The following is a 20,686-nucleotide window of genomic DNA, read 5'->3' as shown; positions in this document are numbered from 1 at the left end:
TGATTATAAGATAACTGCTGGAGCTTAATCTGTCTCTTGATTAGAATGGTTCGACTAACCACAAGGATATGTAGCGCGTGTCAGAATCTGTTTTTCAGCTTGAATCCCAATTTGCCCCCGCAGGTGACCAGCCAACAGCCATTGCTAAATTGGTTGATGGCCTCGAATCAGGCCTTGCTTGCCAAACCCTATTAGGGGTGACGGGCTCTGGTAAGACGTTCACCATCGCCAATGTGATTGCCAAGCTTGGGCGACCGACCATTATTATGGCGCCAAATAAGACTCTCGCCGCACAGTTATATGGTGAGATGAAAGAGTTTTTCCCCAATAATGCGGTGGAATATTTTGTCTCCTATTACGATTACTATCAGCCCGAGGCGTATGTCCCCGCATCCAATACCTTTATAGAAAAAGATGCCTCGGTAAACGCCCATATTGAACAAATGCGGCTCTCGGCCACTAAAGCCCTGCTGGAACGCAAGGATGTGGTGCTGATTGCCTCGGTATCGGCGATTTATGGTCTTGGCGATCCTGACTCTTACCTAAAGATGCTATTGCACCTGCGCCAAGGCGATACCATGGGACAGCGGGACATTCTTAAGCGCTTGAGTGAGCTGCAATATACCCGCAACGATCTTGAGTTGCAGCGTGGTACCTTCCGGGTTCGTGGTGAAGTCATTGATATTTTTCCTGCTGACTCGGATCGCTACGGTATTCGGGTAGAGCTATTTGACGATGAAATTGAACGCTTAAGCGAGTTTGACCCGTTAACGGGGCAAATTGTTAAACGCATTGCGCGCACTACTGTATATCCGAAAACCCACTATGTGACGCCGCGGGAAAAAATCCTCGAAGCGACCGAATTAATTAAGGAAGAGCTGCGCGAGCGTAAGCAATATTTGCTCGACAACAATAAGTTGATTGAAGCGCAGCGGATCCATGAGCGGGTGCAATACGATATTGAGATGATGGTCGAACTGGGCTATTGCTCCGGAATTGAAAACTACTCCCGCTATCTGTCGGGTCGTGCACCGGGTGAAGGTCCGCCAACTTTGCTCGATTATTTACCCGCCGATGGTTTGTTGATTATCGACGAGTCCCACGTCACTGTGCCGCAAATTGGCGCCATGTATAAGGGTGACCGCTCCCGTAAAACCACGCTTGTGGAATATGGCTTCCGTTTACCCTCGGCGCTGGATAACCGGCCGCTGAAGTTTGAAGAGTTTGAGCAATTGATGCCGCAGACCATTTATGTGTCGGCAACACCAAACCCTTATGAGCTGGATAAGAGTGGCGGCGAGATTGTTGAGCAAGTGGTGCGGCCAACTGGCTTGCTCGATCCCGAGTTGGAAGTGCGTCCGGTCAGCATTCAAGTGGACGATTTACTCTCCGAGGTGGCCAAGCGCGTTGCCGTCAACGAGCGGGTGCTTGTCACCACCTTAACCAAACGCATGTCGGAGGATTTGACCGAATACCTCGACGAACACGGCGTAAAAGTGCGTTATTTGCACTCGGACATCGATACCGTAGAGCGGGTGGAGATCATCCGCGATCTGCGCCTCGGTAAGTTTGATGTGCTGGTCGGCATCAACTTGTTGCGTGAAGGTTTAGATATGCCCGAGGTTTCCTTGGTCTGTATTCTCGATGCGGATAAGGAAGGCTTTTTACGTTCGGAGCGTTCGCTTATTCAGACCATTGGCCGCGCCGCGCGTAACGTCAATGGCAAGGTTATCCTCTATGCGGATAGGATCACCCAGTCGATGGCCAAGGCGATGGGTGAAACCGAGCGTCGTCGCGAGAAACAACACGCCTACAACCTTGAGCATGGCATAGTGCCAAAGGGCGTGGTCAAGCGCATTACCGATGTGATGGATGTGGACGATGGTAGAGACACTGAAAAGGGTTATAGCCAATCGTCACTGGGGAAAGTGGCTGAGCCTAAAGCGAAACGTTATCAAGCCGATGCGGCGCAGTTAAGCCATGATATCGACAAGCTCGAGAAGCAAATGCATGAACATGCGCGTAACTTGGAGTTTGAACAGGCGGCGGCCTTGCGTGATGAGGTGAAACGCTTAAGGGAATTACTGATCAGCGCATAAATGAGTTTCTCGCCTAAGCAAGGCGTTGAGACTCGACGCTGTGATGCTAACGTTCTGCCACTAAGGTGTTTTACTGAATAAAAAGCCGCTAAACACATTGTGTTAGCGGCTTTTTATTGGATTAGATCATCAAAGAAGAATCGAGACTTTATGCTTTTTCTTTGGTTAGCATCGTGCGTGGGAGCATAAAGAATAAGAGCGCGCAGACTAAGCCACAGATCAAACCAACTAAATGCGCCTCAGTGGCCACGCGTGCACCAATCATTGCGGTCACATCATCACTGGCACCATAAAATTGTTCATGGCCGACTTTAACTATCACCCCGATAAGCAACAAATAACCCGAGCGCATTTTGCGGCGTATATCCTGCACAGCACCAAAGGTAAAAAGGCCGTGTAACATGCCGCTCAGCCCGACATAGCCTAAGAGTTGCGGATAACCCAGATACAGGCCAATGCCTTCAAACAGACAAAGCAGGACAAACAGCGCGGTTAATCCTTTAAGTCGGTAATGAAAGTGGTGCAAAAACAATACTACCCATAATCCTGCGAGGTTCATCAGCAGGTGCCAATGATTGGTATGCAGCAGATTGCCTGTGATCAGGCGCCACCACTGACCGTCACTGATGGCGCTACGGCGATAGGCCAGCAGGTTATCTATGCTCGGGGTAAAAATTCCCGCAATATATAAGAGCGCGCAGAGCAGACTGACGATAAGCGCCAGCCAATAGGGGCTGAGTTTTTTTAACGTCAACAGTCTCACGCCTGCGGTTTACCCGTTTCAGTTGCCTTGTCGAGCGAGGCCATCACCTCTGCTTTATTTTGCAGGTAATCCTCTAAGCCCCGTTTGCGAAGATGGCAGGCTGGGCAGTCACCGCAACCATCACCGACAATGCCGTTATAACAGGTCAGTGTATGGTGGCGAACTAAATCGAGTTGCTGGTATTTATCGGCCAGCGCCCAAGTTTGGGCCTTATTAAGCCACATTAATGGCGTGATGATCTCAAGCTTTTTGTCCATGCCTTGCACCAGTGCCGATTCCATCGCGCGGACAAAGTCGTGGCGACAATCGGGATAACCCGAAAAATCGGTTTCACACACGCCGGTAATTATCGCCTCGGCCCCTAATTGATAGGCGTAGATCCCCGCCAAAGTCAAAAACAGGATATTGCGGCCCGGCACAAAGGTATTGGGTAAGCCATTTTCCATTAATTCGTGGGACACGGGGATCGCATCGCGGGTGAGGGCTGAAATGGCTAACTCATTGAGTAAGCTCACATCCATCACTTTATGGCTAGTGATCTTTAAGCGCTTGGCGAGGGATTTAGCAACTTCAATTTCTTCACGGTGACGTTGACCATAATCGAAGGTGATCCCGTGGACTTCATCAAACTGAGTTAAGGCTTGAATAAGACAAGTCGTTGAGTCTTGTCCGCCACTGAAAACCACTACCACCTTTGAAACTGACGCTGCTGACATAGGATCCACTTAAATTGACACATAAAATAGGGCGTAAGTGTAACTCAGGCGCTAGGGCTTGCAAACTCTTTGCTGGCGCGTGGCGACGGGTATATCGCTTTTGGGAACACTATGCGTGAGGCGGTAAAAACTTGCAGCTGCAGCTAAAATCCTCTATAAATGCCGCCCCAGAAAAACGGAACGCAAGCATGAATTACCCAGTCAACGAAGTCTTTGAAACCATTCAAGGTGAAGGTGTCTTTACCGGAGTGCCCGCCATTTTTGTACGTTTACAGGGTTGCCCTGTGGGATGTGCTTGGTGTGATACCAAACAGACTTGGGATCTGCTTGAGGAAAACAAGGTGTCACCCGAACAAGTGATCACCGTCGATGGTTCCGTGGGGCGCTGGGCTAATCATACGGCGCAGAGTCTTATCGAGGCGTTCAACGCTAAGGGATATACGGCGCGCCATGTGGTGATCACCGGTGGCGAGCCTTGCATGTACGATCTGAATGAATTAACCCACACGCTCCATGCTGCTGGCTTTGCCACTCAAATCGAGACCAGTGGTACCTTTGAAGTGAAGTGCGATGCTGATACCTGGGTGACTGTCTCGCCAAAGATCAATATGAAAGGTGGTTATAAGGTGTTAGCGCAGGCCTTGAGCCGCGCCAACGAGATAAAGCACCCGATAGCAACCGAAAATCATATCGACGAACTCGATGAGTTGCTCAAAGGGATTGATGTGTCGTCGAAAACCATCTGTCTGCAACCCATCAGCCAAAAACCAAGGGCAACGGAATTAGCGATGAAGGTGTGTATTGCCCGCAACTGGCGTTTATCGATTCAGACCCATAAGTACTTGAATATCGATTAATCGCTACTTAGCGCTGTGCACTTTTCTTTAACGCTCCGAATGGGGCGTTTTTTTATCAGCAAAATCTATGAATTAAAGACAATAGTCTTAAGTAAGCGATAAAAAATAACTTTGGATAAGGTGGAATGCTAGAAAGAAAACTTGGGGAATAAAGCGGTATATAGCGTGATATGAGAAAGAGTGGTGGAGGGAGAAGGATTCGAACCTTCGAAGGCGGAGCCGTCAGATTTACAGTCTGATCCCTTTGGCCACTCGGGAACCCCTCCACATATTTTCTTCAACTTTTAGTCTTACTCATCGAGTCTGATTTTAAAGTTATCTTAAATCTTGGCCAGATTTAAGGGTAAAGCAAGTTTACAGCAGACTAACGATTGACGAACAACAGAAGATAAAAGTGGTGGAGGGAGAAGGATTCGAACCTTCGAAGGCGGAGCCGTCAGATTTACAGTCTGATCCCTTTGGCCACTCGGGAACCCCTCCACGAGTATCTTTTATAGCATCGCTAATTGTTAGTGCAAATGGTGGAGGGAGAAGGATTCGAACCTTCGAAGGCGGAGCCGTCAGATTTACAGTCTGATCCCTTTGGCCACTCGGGAACCCCTCCTCAATTGCGGCCGCCATAGTAGTCAGAAACCTTAGGCATGTAAAGTCTAAATATGAAAATTTTCCTAAAGTTCTTGTTCAACTGGTCGATTAACTGACAACGAGTTGTTTTAGCGATGTTTTTTTATGCAAATCGATGTTCCTTTAATCAATGAAGCCCAAATTGGCTCCCGCTTAAATGCGGCAATCGAACACAACAGGCGAGGTGAGTTTGCCCTGTTGCTGTCGCTATTGTCTGCTGACGCGAGGGACATGGCGCAGTTTCAATGGCAAAAAGAACTCGATACTGCCGAAAAACTACAACGTCAGTTTGAATTACCACCAAAACAAACGTTAGTGGCGGATTTATCCTCAGACAATCATATTATCGACAATAGCGCCGTGTTTATGCAGCAAGGGGCAAGAGCATTTCAATTGCAACAGGCCTTGCGACCGGAAGCATTAGTGATCCGAGGTGGTGAACCCATCGCCATCGCCGAAGCCTTAAGTAACTGTGAGTTTACAACTCGCTTGCGTCAGCGGGGACAATTGCCATCTCCTCAAGTTGAAATCATGCACTTTGCCGATCAACTGGCGATCCAACGTAATTTGATCCCACGCTTAACCAGTGCTTAATGCTACTGAGGCTATTTATTATCAAAGGTATTATTTCGGGTAATAAGCGTGAGCAATACCAGAGTCTCTCTCATCATCATTCCCTATAATTAGTCGTTAGTGATATTAATGTTGAATCGCTTATGTTGAGTTTTTAACATGAGACCATTAGAGAGGATAACCCTATGAAAGGTATCATTGCAGGACAAACCCCCACAGTAAACGACACATGTACCGATTGCGGCAGCTTTGTCGACATCGGTGCTGTGATTGATGAACAAGATACTGTGCTTGAGTTGCAGTTTACGGGTGGCGAGGCGGAAAATGAGGCGGCAAAGATGGTTGAGCGTGCTCAGACACGTTTTCGACACACGCAAGCGAGCGTTACTCGAGGTGAAACGGGGGTGACGCTCAAACTGGTATTTGATGTCAGTGTCGAAAAAATGATTTTCCAGTTAGAGAATGGTCTATAGCGCAACCCCTGTGATACAAGTCGAGGTTAATTTGTAATAAAGTGTGGCCGATGTTGCTGTTTTAAATGTAGATAGTGTAATCTGCGTCAACAAAAACAATGATAAATCGGCTCCATTAACACTCCTATCTTTAGTGTGTTAGTCGCAGCAGTATCGTTTTACCCAACACGAAGTTTTGTAGGGATCAGAGTGAAGCGACGTCAGCATCAACACTTATTAGAGTCTTTAGTCCATTCTACGGCAAAGCAGCAGGGTGATTTCACTAAGACGGCAGAGTTAGCGACAGAGCTACTGTGTCAGAATTTAGCGGTCTCCTTGGTGTCGGTGTGGATTTTTTCTGCCGAGCAAAACACCCAATCTCTCGTCGCCCAGTTTGGGGCGATGGCGCTGCAGGACATCTACCGTCCTAAACTGCTGCAAACGGTGCCGCGTTATTTAAATGAACTAAAAAATCACAGACATATAGATGCTGGTAATACGCTTATTGACCCGCGGTTGACAGAATTAGTCGATAGTTATTTTATTCCACGCCAAATTTTATCTAGTCTCGAAGTTGGCATCCGTATCAATGGCCATCTTGAGGGCGTGCTCTGCATTGAGCGTGCGCAGCTCACACACCATTGGCACGATAGTGAAATTCATCTGGCTTGCCAAATGGCCGATCAATTAGCCCTCACTCTTGCTACCAAACATGCTTACGATAAAGAAGAACGTCTCAGCCTTTTTCGCTGCGCCATAGAACAATCTCGTCAAATGACTATGTTGATTAACTTGCACACTGAAAAAGTGGAGTACGTTAACCAAGCCCATCAGGATATTAGTGGTATTTCGCGCAGCAGGAGCGTTGGCACTAATTTACGTGATTTAACTTTTTTCAAACAGCACAATGCGTTAGCTGAGCAGACCTTAGCAAAAATTTTCAGAGGTGAACTGGCAAAAGGTGAAGTGCAATTTAATCGTGCTGATGGTAGTCGTTATTGGCTGAAATATGTTGTGAGCCAATTTATCACCGATAGAGGCAATCATTACGCTTTAGTGTCGGGTGAAGAAAGTACGGATGAGCATAACTACAAAGCGGAGTTGGAACGTCTGGCGTGGCGTTGTAGCTTGACTGGACTTAACAATCGCAGTCACTTTAATCGAGTGCTCGAGCGAACAACACATGGGCTACTGTTGCTAGTCGATTTAGTCGCCTTTAAGCGTTTTAACGATACTTATGGTCATGAAAATGGCGACAGCCTGTTGATTGAGATTGGCCGGCGCTTAAAGCATTTTTCAGACATCAACAAAGCGACTGAAATCGCTCGTGTCGGTAGTGATGAGTTTGCGGTATTACTGACCGACGATAACGCAGTTTATGATTTGGGTTATATCAGCACCCGCTTATACCAGCATTTAGCCATGCCGATATTAATTGGCCGTGAACAAGTGGAACCTAAACCCGCACTGGCCGTGGTTGATATTGCCTCGGTGGCAAATTTATTTGCACCACTGACCTGCGCCGATATTGCAGTGCAATATGCGAAGAAGAAAAAGGGCACAGCAATTCAAGTCTTTAACAGTACATTGCTGAGTGCGTTTAAGGAAGATGCGCAAATTGAACGCGATTTGCATAGTGCTATTCGCGGTCGACAATTTGAGCTTTATTACCAGCCCTTAAGGGATCTCGAACAGCAAACTTATATCGGTGCCGAAGCGCTTATTCGTTGGCATCATCCCAAAAGAGGCGTGCTATATCCCGGCGCGTTTATTGATATTGCCGAGCAATCGGGGATGATTAATGCGATAGGCAGTTGGGTATTAGAGGCGGCCTGTCGGCAATTGAATATTTGGCAGCATCACAATGCCGATCTTAGCATGCATGTTAACGTGTCTGCGCGGCAGTTTTTTAGTGGTAATTTGTATGAACAAGTATGGCAACTCTTGACCCGTTATCGTTTAAAGCCCAAAACCTTAATTTTAGAAATTACAGAGACGGAACTCATGGGCGATATTCGCCATGCGACCTTATTGTGTCAGGAGTTGGCTGAACTGGGGGTAGGCTTGGCTATCGATGATTTTGGGACGGGTTACAGCTCGATGCGCTACCTTAAACAGTTTCCTATCAGTAAGTTAAAAATCGATCGCTCGTTTATTTCAGATTTGACGATTAGCCGCGAAAGCCAAGAAATCGTCTCGGCCATTATTGCGATGGCGAGTGCGCTCAATATTTCCTTGACCGCAGAAGGGGTAGAAACCGTTGAGCAGGAGGCGTTTTTAGCCAAGAGTTTGTGTCATCAGGCACAGGGATATTTATACAGTCCAGCCCTGCGAGAACCCGAGTTTGCGCAGTTTTTGCTGGCCGCGAAACAATCGAGTTTTATCGCCCACTAAACCAGATGTTCGTATTGATGTGATAAAAAAATAAAGGTAATCAATTGATTGCCTTTATTTTATGAGTCGATTGTTTTATGAATCGATTGTTTTATGAGTCGATACTGTCATCAAAAAAACTATCGTGTTAAGCAGCACTGTTTAAATTTCTTACCACTCTGGCAAACACAGGGATCGTTGCGCCCAGGGCGTTTGGCCTGCATTTGTTGTCCTTGGGTATAATACCAACGGCCCTGTTCAAATATAAACTCAGATCGTTCATAGATTGCATCAATCTCACCCGTGAGTTTATACCAAGCTTTGAAGGTCACATTGCCGCGTTGAGTACCATCGGGATAGATTTCTTCATTCGCAGCTAAGACCTCAAGCCCTAACCAATGTGGATGTGGGCCTTGCTGTAGTTGTTCGAAGGTTAAGCCATCGAGAAAGTTTACATGGTGAGTTTTAATAATGTAATCAAAATTTTTCAACACAAATGCGCAGTAGCGTGAACGCATTAGTTGTTCGGGAGTGGTGGCCACTTGAGTCCCTGAATCAACATTAAGGTGCAACGTTTCACAACAGTGCTGATAAGGTTTTTGGCTGCCACAGGGACAATAGGCTTCTGGTGTCATGAGTGTAACTTGCTAAATAATAAAGATTATTACTTTGGTTTTTTACTGTCAGGTAACGGCGGAAACTGACGGCCATAGTAAAGATTTGGCACAGGCTTCGCATTCAAATAAAAACTAGGCTCGGCTCGATTGTTCATATCAAGGGTGACATTCCAGCGGTGCTGGGTGTCTTTTTGTGTGCCAATGACGAACTTGCCTGCAAATTCACTCACGGGTTCGCCAGTCTCTTCGGCGGGATAAAAACGCACTAAATAATAGCCAGTGTCGAACGCGCTGTTGCCTGATAATTTGCGGTTTAGCACCCGAAAGTCGATATCGATACGGGCCTTTTTGGTTCGGATTTTATCAAAAAAGCGTTGATAAATGGCGACAATATTATCACGGCCGTAATAAATTTCTTTACTTTGACTTTCTGACAGATAACTTGCGTCTTTCGCATAAATCTCGGCAGTGACGTCGTGATTAAGTTCATTAAATGCTTGAGTAAACAAAGGATAATTCGCATTTATCAATTGATCTGTTGTCATGCTGGTCTTGGCTTTTGAGGGGGTCGCAAAACTCGGCAGCGACAATAGGCATATCAGGGCTAGCAGCAAAAATCTCATTACATTATTCTAATCAAGCATTCATGGCGCCACTATAATGGAGGTGCCCGCTGAACTAAAGGGGTGAATGTTTACAAAGTGTGTTTCTGTTGTAAAAGTGCACACTGAGAGTGAAGAGTGGAGGAGCTTGCCATGCTGGATAATGAATCGGCACTATTTTTTGAAGAAATGGCGGGAGTTGTGCCACTTAAAGGTGATGTCAAGGTGGTGAATTTACAACCTAAGGCATTAACGGATGAGCAAATTCAGCGCCGTGATGCGCTGCAACGTGAGGCTTATTTGGCTTGTATGCCGCTGGATTTAAGCTTGATCCCGATTATGGCATCCGATGATATAGCCAGTTTTAAGCGTGAAGGGGTTCAGGGGGCTGTTTTTAAGCGCTTAAGGCTGGGGCAGTACAGTATTAAAATGGAGTTAGATGTGCATGCCTACCGTTTAAGTCAGGCCAGAGATGCGTTACTCAATTATTTGTTAGCGGCGCAGGCCCATGGGGAACGTTGTGTGATGCTTATCCATGGTAAAGGCCATAACAGTAAACCCGTGGCTGGATTGCTTAAATCAGCGGTATGTCACTGGTTATCTCAGCTTGATATGGTACTTGCCTACCATTCTGCGAAAACCGAGCAGGGCGGCACGGGCGCCTTATATGTGATGTTGACTAAATCCGAGCAGCTTAAGATTGAGAATAAAGAAGCAAATCGTAAGGGAATGGGATGGCGTTAATGGATTTGCGAACGCATTGATTTCTCTGATTGTCGCGAGCGTTAGACGTTAATACTGGAGCTTAAAAAAATGCCCAACATCGTTGGGCATTTTTATCGGTTTAGTTTAAGGCGTGGATATGACTCGCACCTGAGGCTTAATTACCAGCCACATTGACGATTCGCAGCTTTGTTCTGCTCATCAAGCCAGATTTTAAGCGGCGCAAAATAATCGAGTACGGCGCTCGCATCCATCATTTCCGTTCCTGTGACTTCTTTTAAGGCAACGGGCCAAGGTTGGCTTGCACCAAGCGCTAACATTTTATTGAGTTTTTCTCCTGCCGCTTGATTGCCGTAAATACTGCATCGATGCACAGGGCCCTTGTCTCCAGCCGTTTCACACAGCGCCTTGTGGAACTGGAATTGCAGAATATGCGCGAGGAAATAGCGAGTATAAGGCACATTACCGGGCACATGGTATTTTGCACCTGGGTCAAAATCGGCTTCGCTGCGATCAGTCGGGGCCTTAACGCCTTGGTATTTCTCTCTTAATTCCCACCAGGCTTGGTTATATTGGGCAGGGGTAATTTCGCCACTAAATACCTTCCAACGCCATTGGTCGATCATCAAACCAAAGGGGAGAAAGGCGATTTTATCCAGAGCTTGTTTAAGCAGTAAGCCAATATCCTTCGAAGCATCGGGCACGTCTTCGAGCAAGCCAATCTGTTTTAGATAGCTCGGGGTGATAGATAGTGCAATCGTGTCACCAATGGCCTCATGGAAACCATCATTGGCACTGTTTTTAAACAGGAAAGGCTGCTGTTTATAGGCACGTTGATAGAAGTTGTGTCCAAGTTCGTGGTGAATGACGGTGAAGTCTTCAGCGGTTTTCTGGATACACATCTTGATGCGGATATCATCGAGGTTATCCAGATCCCACGCGGAAGCGTGACACACTACGTCGCGATCTTTGGGTTGTAAGAATAAAGAGCGGCTCCAAAAACTTTCTGGCAGCGGCGCAAAGCCCAAAGAGGTGAAAAAGCTTTCGGCTTGTTTCACCATTTTCTGCTCATCGTAGCCTTTCTGCTCAAGTAGCTCGGTCACATCATAGCCTGGATCGGCATCATTCGGGGCGACGAGATCGTACACATTCCCCCATTGCTGCGCCCACATATTCCCTAGCAAATGTGCCGGAATCGGGCCTGTTTTCGGCGCAATGGCATCACCGTATTCGTTATTCAGCTCGCCGCGAACATAACAATGCAGGGATTCGTAGAGGGGTTTAACTTGTCCCCATAAACGGTCTAATTCCTGTGAAAATTCATCGGGTTTCATATCGTATTGGCTGCGCCACAACTCGGACAGATTCGCGTAGCCTAAGTCTTTTGCGCCTTCGTTAGCGAGTTCAACTTCACGTTGAAATAGCGGACGCATTGGTTTTGCAATTTCACGCCAGCCTTTCCACGCTTCAAGTAATTTAGCTGGATCCCGCGATTCTGCCATCAGGGTAGACAGTTCAGGTTGCGTCATACATTTGCCATCGGCGAAGCAATATTTGCCTTTACCGTAGAGCCCATTGAGTTCGGAGCTAATTTGCGCTAGCTCAGCATTTTTGGCGGGATCCAGCGGCGCCGGTAACACAAGTGCACTGCGCAGAATATTCAGTTTGCGCGCATTGGCGGGATCGAGTTCCACATTGGCATACTTTGCGGCTTCAGTGGCAAACTTAACGGAAGCGGCGCTGACTTTTTCACCCACGGCGGCCGATAATGCTGCGGTATCTTCGGTAATAAAGTTGCTGTAAATCCATTCGGCACGATTCGCTTCGATGGATAACTGCGCCATTTGCGCTTCCGCATCTTGTATAAAGGCAATGGCCTGGGCTTTATCGGGCGCATTTTTGTTAGCTGTAGTAGCATCGGCCTTGCTTTGTGCATCATTACAGGCGCTTAAGCCTAAGGTTAGCGCAATGGTGAGCGCGAGTGTCGTGGGATGATTTAATCGAATAGTCATGTATTGCAATCCGCTGTTGTTTTTGTGTTGCACATTCTACCTAAGTGGATTGTATTTTGAATAAAACTTGATGGCTTTTGGCTCTTTTTTGCAATCACTGTGATTGGCTTGTTAAGCCTCGTTGTTGTGACGCAGCTTATTTGGTCATTTTTCGTTTGACAATGACCATACCAATGTTTAATTTAAACGAGTGTTTTAAATTAATTCAAGGTCACGGAATGGCAAGTCGATCTGATACAAAAACAAGAATACTTGATGCTGCAGAGAAACTCTTTGCCGAAAGAGGTTTTTCTGAGACGTCATTACGACTTATCACTAGCAAGGCAGAGGTCAATTTAGCGTCGGTGAATTATCACTTTGGCTCTAAAAAAGAGTTAATCCGTGCAGTGTTAGCCCGCTATTTAGACGTTTTTATGCCCGCAGCATCGACGGCTATAAAACGTTTACATACTGCATCCTCTCAGGCTTCGCTAGAGGATATTTTATCGGCGTTAGTCGATCCGTTATTGGATTTAAATGACTTGCGCACGGAAGGTACCACAATTTTCCTACAGCTACTTGGACGAGGTTATATCGAAAGCCAAGGGCATCTGCGCTGGTTTATCACCACCCACTATGGACAACATCTAGATACCTTTGTGAAGGCGGTATCGGCTAGTGCTCCCCATATTCCTCAGGCAGAAATGTTTTGGCGCTTACACTTTACCCTCGGCACAATCGTTTTCACTATGGCTTCAGCTGACGCCTTAAACGATATTGCTGCGGCCGAATTTGGCGAGCACAACGATATTGAAGCCGTGATCCGTAAAGTGATCCCCTACATGGCCGCGGGCGTATCAGTTCCCGTAGCTTCTTAATAAAAAGGTCTTGATTATGTTGACGATTATAATTATTGCCCTGATAGCTGTTATTGCGCTGTTTGCAGTAAAAAGCCTCAGAATGCAATTTATTACCCAGCCAGTTTTCCATTTTTTCAAAAAAGTGTTGCCACCATTATCCGATACTGAGCGCGAAGCGATGGAAGCGGGTGATGTATGGTGGGAAGGGGAATTATTCCGCGGTAATCCGAACTGGAACACACTGCACAGCTACGGCAAGCCAACGCTGACGGCAGAAGAGAAGGACTTTATTGATAATCAGGTCATGACGGCCCTGACAATGATCGATGATTTTGACATTGTCCATAATCGAAAAGATTTGCCGCCAGAGCTGTGGGATTATTTCAAAAAAGAAGGCTTCTTTGCGCTGATCATTCCGAAAAAATTTGGTGGTAAAGCGTTTTCGGCTTATGCCAATTCGACGATTGTGAGCAAGTTAGCTAGTCGTAGCGTGAGTGCTGCGGTAACTGTGATGGTACCTAACTCATTAGGCCCTGGTGAATTATTAACTCACTATGGCACTGAAGAGCAAAAGGAACGTTGGTTACCTGCATTAGCGAAAGGCGATGAAATACCTTGCTTTGCGTTAACAGGCCCAGAAGCAGGCAGTGACGCGGGCGCAATCCCAGATGTGGGCATTGTGTGCCGTGGTGAGTTTAACGGCGAAGAGGTATTAGGCCTTAAATTAACCTGGAATAAGCGTTATATCACCTTAGCACCTGTTGCAACGGTATTGGGTTTAGCCTTCCAGATGCGCGATCCTGACGGTCTATTAGGTGATAAAAAGAATCTTGGTATTACCTGCGCGTTGATCCCAACCGATCATCCTGGCGTGGTGATTGGTCGTCGTCATAATCCACTTAATATGGCGTTTATGAATGGTACAACCCAAGGCGATGAAGTGTTTATTCCGCTCGATTGGATCATTGGTGGTCCAGAATTTGCGGGCAGAGGCTGGCGCATGCTGGTTGAATGTTTATCAGCGGGTCGCGGTATTTCTCTGCCAGCGCTGGCAACTGCTTCAGGCCATATGGCAACCAAAACCACCACAGCGTACAGTTATGTGCGCCACCAATTTGGCATGGCGATTGGTCAGTTTGAAGGGGTGCAAGAAGCCCTTGCTCGCATTATTGCCAATACCTACCAGTTAGAAGCTGCACGTCGTTTAACCACCACAGGCATTGACCTTAAAGTCAAACCCTCAGTGGTGACGGCTATTGCGAAGTTCCACATGACTGAACTTGGCCGAGCTGTTATGAACGATGCGATGGATATTCAGTCGGGTAAGGGGATCCAATTAGGACCTAAAAACTACCTCGGCCATCCTTATATGTCGAATCCAATTTCGATCACCGTAGAAGGCGCGAATATTCTTACCCGCTCGTTAATGATCTTTGGTCAAGGCGCAACCCGTTGTCATCCTTACGTTCTGGCCGAAATGGAAGCGGCAGCTATGGAAAATCAGCACGAGGCGCTTGCGCGTTTTGACTCGTTGCTAATGGGCCATATGGGGTATGCGACGCGTAACGCGTTCAGTGCATTATTTAGTGCCTTAACTGCGAGTCGTTTTGGTAGCGCCCCAGTAAGTGGCGAAACCAAACAGTACTACAAAGATATGTCCCGTTTATCTTCGGCGCTGGCCTTTATGACGGACATTTCAATGTTGATTATGGGCGGCGATTTAAAACGCAAGGAAATGTTGTCTGCACGGATGGGCGATGTATTGAGTCAGTTGTACTTAGGCTCTGCAACGCTAAAACTATTTGAAGACAATGGTCGCCAACAGGATGATTTACCTGCGGTACGTTATGTAATGGCTAATCGTCTACACTTAGCGGCGAAAGCACTAGAGGACGTGATCCGCAACTTCCCAAACCGCCCAGTTGCTTGGTTATTGCGAGCACTCATTTTCCCGATCGGCAATCATTTTAATGCGCCGAGCGATAAAATGGCGACTGAGCTTGTCTCTGGCATGTTAAAACCAAGTCCTGCCCGCGAGCGCATTACCTTCCTTTGTCCTGAGTTTGAAGGCGATGTGGGTGGTATTGCTGAAGTAGAACAAGCGTTTGTAGCACAGTATGCATGTAAAGAGATTTACAAAAAGCTGAAAAAAGCACAGCGCAGCGGTGAGTTACCCGCAAAAGTACCAAACTTGGTTCTATTTGCTAAAGCGCTAGAGCAGGGCACGATTAATAGCGAAGAACATCAAACACTATTGCATGCGGATAAGTTACGTTTAGCCGCCATCAATGTGAATGATTTTGAAGCCTTATAATCTGATTTGTTAGCACGACTACAATAGTTTGTCGCTGTTACAAAAGATAAAAAAACCACCTCAACTGAGGTGGTTTTTGTTTTTAAGTTTAATGACTTTTAGCCTAACTTTTTCGTCTAACGAAAGCCAATCAGCAAAGATTAAGCGACGATTAGCACTTTACAAGTGTTAGTGCCACCGATGGTTTCCATCGCATCACCTTTGGTCATTAACACTAAGTCACCGCTGTGTAAGTAACCCGCTTTGGTTAATGATTCCAATGCTTTTTGCGCGAGCTCATCGGCTGGATAGATCGTTGAGTCGAAGTAAATCGGTAATACACCACGGTACAGAGCCATCTTCGCCAGTGTTGTGTCATGGCGAGATAGGCCAAGGATTGGTAAAGATGAACTGATACGCGACATCAGTTTAGGTGTTGCACCTGATTCTGTTAAAGCAATAATCGCTTTAACACCTTCTAGGTGGTTTGCCGCATACATAGTCGATAGGGCGATGGTTTCTTCAACTGAGGTGAAACGTGCATCCAATCTGTGTTTAGAGACTTTCACACTTGGGTGAGATTCTGCACCAACACACACATTCGCCATTGCTTTAACCGTTTCTTCAGGGAAGTCACCGGCAGCGGTTTCGGCTGATAACATCACGGCGTCTGTACCATCAAGCACAGCGTTTGCCACGTCCATCACTTCTGCACGGGTTGGCATTGGGCTTGAGATCATTGACTCCATCATTTGAGTCGCAGTGATGACAATTTTATTGAGCTGACGTGAACGGGCGATGAGTTTCTTTTGTACTGCCACTAGTGCAGCATCACCAATCTCAACCCCTAAATCTCCACGGGCAACCATGACAACGTCAGAGGCTAAAATTACATCATCCATTGCTTCATCGCTAGCAACCGCTTCTGCACGTTCAACTTTCGCGACGATCAGTGCATTGCTACCAGCCTGCTGTGCTAAAGAACGTGCGTATTCTAAATCGGCACCGCTACGTGGGAAGGAAACGGCTAGATAATCCACTTGGATCATCGCTGCGGTGAGAATGTCAGCCTTGTCTTTTTCGGTCAGTGCCGCAGCGGACAAACCACCACCTTGCTTGTTGATCCCTTTATTGTTTGATAAAGGACCCGCAACCGTTACCGTCGTATGGACTTTACGACCTTCGACGCGCTCAACACGTAGTTGGACACGGCCGTCATCGAGCATCAGGATGTCGCCAACATTCACATCATCAGGTAATTGCTTATAGTCGATACCGACTTGATTCTCATCGCCTTCACCTTTGGGGAGTTCAGCATCAAGAATATAAGCTTGGCCTAATTTCAGTTGGACTTTCTTGTTGTCTTTAAAGGTAGAAACACGGATTTTAGGACCTTGTAGGTCACCTAAAATCGCTACATGTACACCTAATTCTTTTGCAATTTCGCGAGCTTGAGTCGCGCGTTTGAGATGATCTTCGGGGGAGCCATGGGAGAAGTTAAGACGAACAACGTTTGCACCTGCCGCGATAATGCGGCGTAAGTTATCGTCACGGTCAGTGGCGGGGCCCAGGGTGGTGACGATTTTGGTTCTGCGGAACATAAGATACTCCGTTAAAGTTAAAAAAATCTTGTGACTATATTAGCATGCAATTCCAAATTATGTAGTAAAGTTACAATCAAATTGATCTGAAGTTATGTTTTAAAATTGTGAGGTATCGCTGAAATTTGCTTTAAAAAAGGCTAGACGTAGGGTTTGCGCTAGCCTTTTTAAAGATAGGAAGTGAATTACAGTATCGGATCTTTATTGATACGAGACTCTTTCAACACTTCTTTTACCCGTTTTAAATTATCACGGAAACGAGGGCCGCGGCGTAGGGTAAAACCCGTCGCCAATACATCTATAGTCACCAATTGCGCTAAACGCGAGGCCATAGGTAAATACATATCTGTATCCTCTGGCACCTCCATCGTCACAGGCAGTGTACATTCCATTGATAACGGCGAGTTACGAGCCGTAATACCAATAACGGCAGCGCCGTTTTCTCTTGCTAAACGTGCTATTTCGATCAATGACTTAGTGCGGCCTGTGTGGGAAATTAAAACCACAACATCGCCTTCATTGCTGTTGATACAGCTCATGCGTTGCATCAGAACATCGTCAAAACAGATGACAGGCACATTAAAACGGAAAAATTTATTTTGTGCGTCATGGGCGACTGAGGCTGATGCCCCTAAGCCAAAGAATGAAATTGTCTTGGCCTGAGTCAGAATATCAACGGCTTTATTGATGGCCGCTACGTCTAAACTTTGACGGGCAGTATCTAAAGAAGCCATTGAAGATTCGAATATTTTTGTTGTGTATGACTCGGGAGAATCATCTTCTTCCACATGGCGACTCACATAAGGCGTGCCGTTTGCGAGACTTTGTGCCAGATGTAACTTAAAATCAGGAAAGCCTTTAGTATCTAAGCGGCGACAGAAACGGTTCACAGTAGGTTCACTGACATCTGCCATCTTAGCGAGTGTGGCGATACTGGAGTGAATAGCTGTTTGCGGAGAGGCTAAGATGACCTCTGCAACCTTGCGTTCTGACTTACTAAAATGGGTGAGGCTTTTTTGAACCTTTTCTAGGGTATTCATACGCGTATGTCCGCTAAATTGAGTATGTAATTTTATTTTTTTTTGTTTAGTGCCACAGATCAGCTTGACGATCCCACTAATCAAGATTGCTTAAGTAAGTTTTACGTCGGTTTTTGAAATAAGAATTTACTATCATCAGTAATTTAAGCACAAAAATCATATCAGATTTATGCCTTAGGTGCCTAGTTAGCTAGAATGTTAATATTGATAAAAAGAGATGCATTTAACAAATTCTGTTGTTATATTACAACAAAAGTGTGGATTTCTTCATTGACATGAAGTGACACGACATACAAAGGAGAGCGTAACGCAATGGGCAAAACATCATCAGGCGCCAAAGCTTGTGACTTCGTACTCTTTGGTACTAAAGGCGACTTGGCAAGACGCAAGTTGTTACCTTCTTTATACCAGTTAGATAAGGCTGAACTTCTCGACAAAAATACTAAGGTTATCGGCGTCGCAAAAGATGAATTCAGTCAGGATGAATTTCGAGAGCTAGTCATCCTTGCGTTAAACACCTTCGTCAAAGAACCTCTCTGCGAAGAAACCCTCAATCGTTTTGTGTCCCGCTGTCATTATGTCGGCACTAATTTTACTGAATCAGCTGGCTACAGTGCCTTCCATGAATTGCTCAAACCTGAAGAGCGCGTCATGGTCAGTTATTTTGCTACCCCCCCGTCGATTTTTGGTGATATCTGCCGCTGTTTACATGAACAAAATTTGATCCACAGTGATTCTCGCGTCGTTCTCGAAAAACCCATTGGTTCTGATCTCGCATCTTCCCATGTGATTAACGATCAAGTTTCTGCCTACTTTAAAGAAAGCCAAGTCTATCGTATCGACCATTATCTTGGTAAAGAGACCGTTCAAAACTTGATTGCGCTGCGTTTTGCTAACTCCTTATTCGCCTCTAAATGGGATAACCGGACTATTGATCATGTCCAGATCACGGTTGCGGAAGAAGTCGGTATTGAAGGCCGTTGGGGTTACTTTGATAAAGCGGGTCAAATGCGCGATATGATCCAAAATCACTTACTGCAAGTGTTGACGCTGGTTGCGATGGATCCCCCTGTTAACTTAGATGCTGACAGTATTCGCGATGAAAAGGTAAAAGTACTAAAGTCGCTGCGGCCAATTAATGCTGATAATGTGTATGAAAACACCGTCCGTGGTCAGTACAGCGCGGGTTTCCTTAAAGGCAGCCCAGTCCCAGGGTATTTAGAGGAAGAGGGCGCGAACGTACATTCGAACACCGAAACCTTTGTGGCGCTGCGGGTCGATATCGATAACTGGCGTTGGGCAGGTGTGCCATTTTACCTGCGCAGCGGTAAGCGCATGCCGTTTAAGAGTTCTGAAATTGTGGTGTATTTTAAAAATCCTCCGCACAACCTTTACCGCTCTAGCTACCGTAACTTGCCACCTAACAAGTTAACCATCCGTCTGCAACCACACGAAGGGGTTGAGATCCAGATGATGAACAAGGTGCCAGGATTAGAGCAAAAACAACGTTTGCAAACTACTAAGCTCGACTTGAGTTTCTCGGATACCTTTAAAAATGAGCGCATTGCCGATGCCTACGAGCGTTTATTGCTTGAAGCCATGCTCGGTAATCAAGCCTTGTTCGTTCGCCGAGATGAAGTTGAACAGGCGTGGACATGGGTGGATGGCATCATCCAAGCATGGGAACAGAGCAATGAAAAACCAAAACCTTATCCTGCTGGCACTTGGGGACCCGTGGCTTCCGTCGCGCTGATCACCAAAGACGGTCGTTCGTGGGATGAATAGGGGGCTTTGATGATTAAAGAAACCGTATTTAAATCCTTTGATACACCTGCTGCACTCGAGCAACAGTTAGCCAATAAAATCGCTAGCCAGTTGCAAGAAGCGGTAGATGCCCGTGGCAAGGCCAGTTTAGTGGTCTCTGGTGGTTCAACGCCGCTGAAGCTGTTTGAGCTACTTAGCATGAAATCCATCGACTGGAGTGATGTTTACATTACGCTTGCCGATGAGCGTTGGGTCGATGTGGAAGATAGTGCTTCTAACGAACGGTTAGTGCGCGAGCATTTATTGCAACATCGTGCCGCCAATGCCAAATTCCGCGGCTTGAAGAATATGTTCTCAAGCGCTGAAGCGGGCGCAGATATGACCTCTGAATCACTGTCTAACTTTCCGCGTCCATTCGATGTGGTCGTGCTCGGGATGGGGAACGATGGTCACACATGTTCATGGTTCCCATGCAGTGCTGAGTTAAACGAGGCGTTGACCACTCAAGCTTTGTGCGTGGCAACCAACCCAACTACGGCGCCCCATGGCCGGATCACATTATCTAAGAGTGCGATCCTCAATAGCCGGCAGATTTATTTGCATTTGGTCGGGGAACAGAAATTATCCGTATATCGTCAAGCCTTAGAAAATGACGATGTTAATGCTATGCCTATCAGAGCCGTATTAGCGCAGCGTAAAACGCCCGTTGATGTGTTCTGGAGCGCTTAAGGAGTCACT

At 46.4% G+C, this 20,686-nt stretch carries 17 protein-coding genes and 3 tRNA genes; 10 read left to right on the top strand and 10 right to left on the bottom strand.

The features are described from left to right. The first annotated feature begins 77 nt into the window (after positions 1-77). On the top strand, positions 78-2,099 hold the full coding sequence (gene uvrB / locus JM642_RS10870; RefSeq protein WP_203431772.1) for an excinuclease ABC subunit UvrB: 2,022 nt from the start codon (positions 78-80) through the stop codon (positions 2,097-2,099). A gap of 148 nt (positions 2,100-2,247) precedes the next feature. Here the strand turns inward: uvrB and rrtA are convergent, their stop codons facing one another. Together rrtA and queC are read right to left on the bottom strand one after the other, a co-directional pair. Further along, positions 2,248-2,862 carry a rhombosortase gene (rrtA, locus tag JM642_RS10865; RefSeq protein ID WP_203431771.1) on the bottom strand — a complete coding sequence of 205 codons (615 nt, stop codon included), beginning with the start codon at positions 2,860-2,862 and terminating at the stop codon, positions 2,248-2,250. Beyond that, a complete protein-coding gene (gene queC, locus JM642_RS10860; RefSeq protein ID WP_023267229.1) occupies positions 2,859-3,578 on the bottom strand; it encodes a 7-cyano-7-deazaguanine synthase QueC in 720 nt (239 codons plus the stop codon). The genes rrtA and queC overlap by 4 nt, the downstream gene beginning before the upstream one ends. 188 nt (positions 3,579-3,766) lie before the next feature. Between queC and queE the strand changes: the two genes are divergently transcribed. Further along, entirely contained in the window at positions 3,767-4,435 is a 669-nt protein-coding gene (gene queE, locus JM642_RS10855) for a 7-carboxy-7-deazaguanine synthase QueE (RefSeq protein ID WP_203431770.1), read from the top strand. Between the two features lie 181 nt (positions 4,436-4,616). Here queE and JM642_RS10850 read toward each other — a convergent pair. The 3 genes from JM642_RS10850 to JM642_RS10840 all read right to left on the bottom strand — a co-directional run bounded on the left by JM642_RS10850 (position 4,617) and on the right by JM642_RS10840 (position 5,039). Beyond that, positions 4,617-4,701, bottom strand: a tRNA-Tyr gene (locus tag JM642_RS10850). Positions 4,702-4,830: 129 nt separating this feature from the next. Beyond that, positions 4,831-4,915, bottom strand: a tRNA-Tyr gene (locus JM642_RS10845). A 39-nt stretch (positions 4,916-4,954) separates the two neighbouring features. After that, a tRNA-Tyr gene (locus JM642_RS10840) sits at positions 4,955-5,039 on the bottom strand. Between the two features lie 125 nt (positions 5,040-5,164). Between JM642_RS10840 and JM642_RS10835 the strand changes: the two genes are divergently transcribed. The 3 genes from JM642_RS10835 to JM642_RS10825 all read left to right on the top strand — a co-directional run bounded on the left by JM642_RS10835 (position 5,165) and on the right by JM642_RS10825 (position 8,478). Continuing rightward, on the top strand, positions 5,165-5,653 hold the full coding sequence (locus JM642_RS10835) for a VC2046/SO_2500 family protein (protein WP_047538452.1): 489 nt from the start codon (positions 5,165-5,167) through the stop codon (positions 5,651-5,653). A gap of 164 nt (positions 5,654-5,817) precedes the next feature. After that, entirely contained in the window at positions 5,818-6,105 is a 288-nt protein-coding gene (locus JM642_RS10830; protein WP_037418691.1) for a DUF406 family protein, read from the top strand. A 189-nt stretch (positions 6,106-6,294) separates the two neighbouring features. Next, positions 6,295-8,478, top strand: coding sequence for an EAL domain-containing protein (locus JM642_RS10825; RefSeq protein ID WP_203431769.1), 2,184 nt, complete (start codon positions 6,295-6,297; stop codon positions 8,476-8,478). 119 nt (positions 8,479-8,597) lie between these two features. On the opposite strand, the gene JM642_RS10820 is transcribed toward JM642_RS10825, so the two are convergent. Together JM642_RS10820 and JM642_RS10815 are read right to left on the bottom strand one after the other, a co-directional pair. Beyond that, entirely contained in the window at positions 8,598-9,092 is a 495-nt protein-coding gene (locus tag JM642_RS10820; protein ID WP_203431768.1) for a YchJ family protein, read from the bottom strand. Between the two features lie 29 nt (positions 9,093-9,121). After that, a complete protein-coding gene (locus JM642_RS10815; protein ID WP_037418700.1) occupies positions 9,122-9,697 on the bottom strand; it encodes a hypothetical protein in 576 nt (191 codons plus the stop codon). Positions 9,698-9,829: 132 nt separating this feature from the next. On the opposite strand from JM642_RS10815, the gene smrA reads away from it, so the two are divergent. Further along, on the top strand, positions 9,830-10,420 hold the full coding sequence (smrA, locus tag JM642_RS10810) for a DNA endonuclease SmrA (protein WP_088585638.1): 591 nt from the start codon (positions 9,830-9,832) through the stop codon (positions 10,418-10,420). Positions 10,421-10,560: 140 nt separating this feature from the next. Here smrA and JM642_RS10805 read toward each other — a convergent pair whose 3' ends face one another. Next, positions 10,561-12,411, bottom strand: a complete 1,851-nt coding sequence (locus JM642_RS10805) for a M2 family metallopeptidase (RefSeq protein WP_055648244.1) — start codon at positions 12,409-12,411, stop codon at positions 10,561-10,563. 218 nt (positions 12,412-12,629) lie between these two features. Between JM642_RS10805 and JM642_RS10800 the strand changes: the two genes are divergently transcribed. Together JM642_RS10800 and JM642_RS10795 are read left to right on the top strand one after the other, a co-directional pair. Next, the gene (locus JM642_RS10800) at positions 12,630-13,268 is read left to right on the top strand and encodes a TetR/AcrR family transcriptional regulator (protein WP_037429545.1); all 639 of its coding nucleotides are present in this window, start codon (positions 12,630-12,632) and stop codon (positions 13,266-13,268) included. Positions 13,269-13,284: 16 nt separating this feature from the next. Next, positions 13,285-15,564: an acyl-CoA dehydrogenase gene (locus tag JM642_RS10795; protein WP_099458141.1), complete on the top strand. Its 2,280-nt coding sequence runs from the start codon at positions 13,285-13,287 to the stop codon at positions 15,562-15,564. 140 nt (positions 15,565-15,704) lie between these two features. Here the strand turns inward: JM642_RS10795 and pyk are convergent, their stop codons facing one another. After that, a complete protein-coding gene (pyk, locus tag JM642_RS10790; RefSeq protein WP_037418713.1) occupies positions 15,705-17,144 on the bottom strand; it encodes a pyruvate kinase in 1,440 nt (479 codons plus the stop codon). 185 nt (positions 17,145-17,329) lie between these two features. Beyond that, positions 17,330-18,184, bottom strand: a complete 855-nt coding sequence (locus tag JM642_RS10785; RefSeq protein ID WP_011072455.1) for a MurR/RpiR family transcriptional regulator — start codon at positions 18,182-18,184, stop codon at positions 17,330-17,332. A 312-nt stretch (positions 18,185-18,496) separates the two neighbouring features. Between JM642_RS10785 and zwf the strand changes: the two genes are divergently transcribed. Further along, positions 18,497-19,969, top strand: a complete 1,473-nt coding sequence (gene zwf, locus JM642_RS10780) for a glucose-6-phosphate dehydrogenase (protein WP_203431767.1) — start codon at positions 18,497-18,499, stop codon at positions 19,967-19,969. 9 nt (positions 19,970-19,978) lie between these two features. Further along, on the top strand, positions 19,979-20,677 hold the full coding sequence (gene pgl, locus JM642_RS10775; RefSeq protein ID WP_203431766.1) for a 6-phosphogluconolactonase: 699 nt from the start codon (positions 19,979-19,981) through the stop codon (positions 20,675-20,677). Positions 20,678-20,686: the final 9 nt, after the last annotated feature.

The sequence above is a fragment of the Shewanella sp. LZH-2 genome (assembly GCF_016859145.1).
GTDB lineage: Bacteria > Pseudomonadota > Gammaproteobacteria > Enterobacterales > Shewanellaceae > Shewanella > Shewanella xiamenensis.
This window is presented reverse-complemented; position numbering and strand designations above follow the sequence as displayed.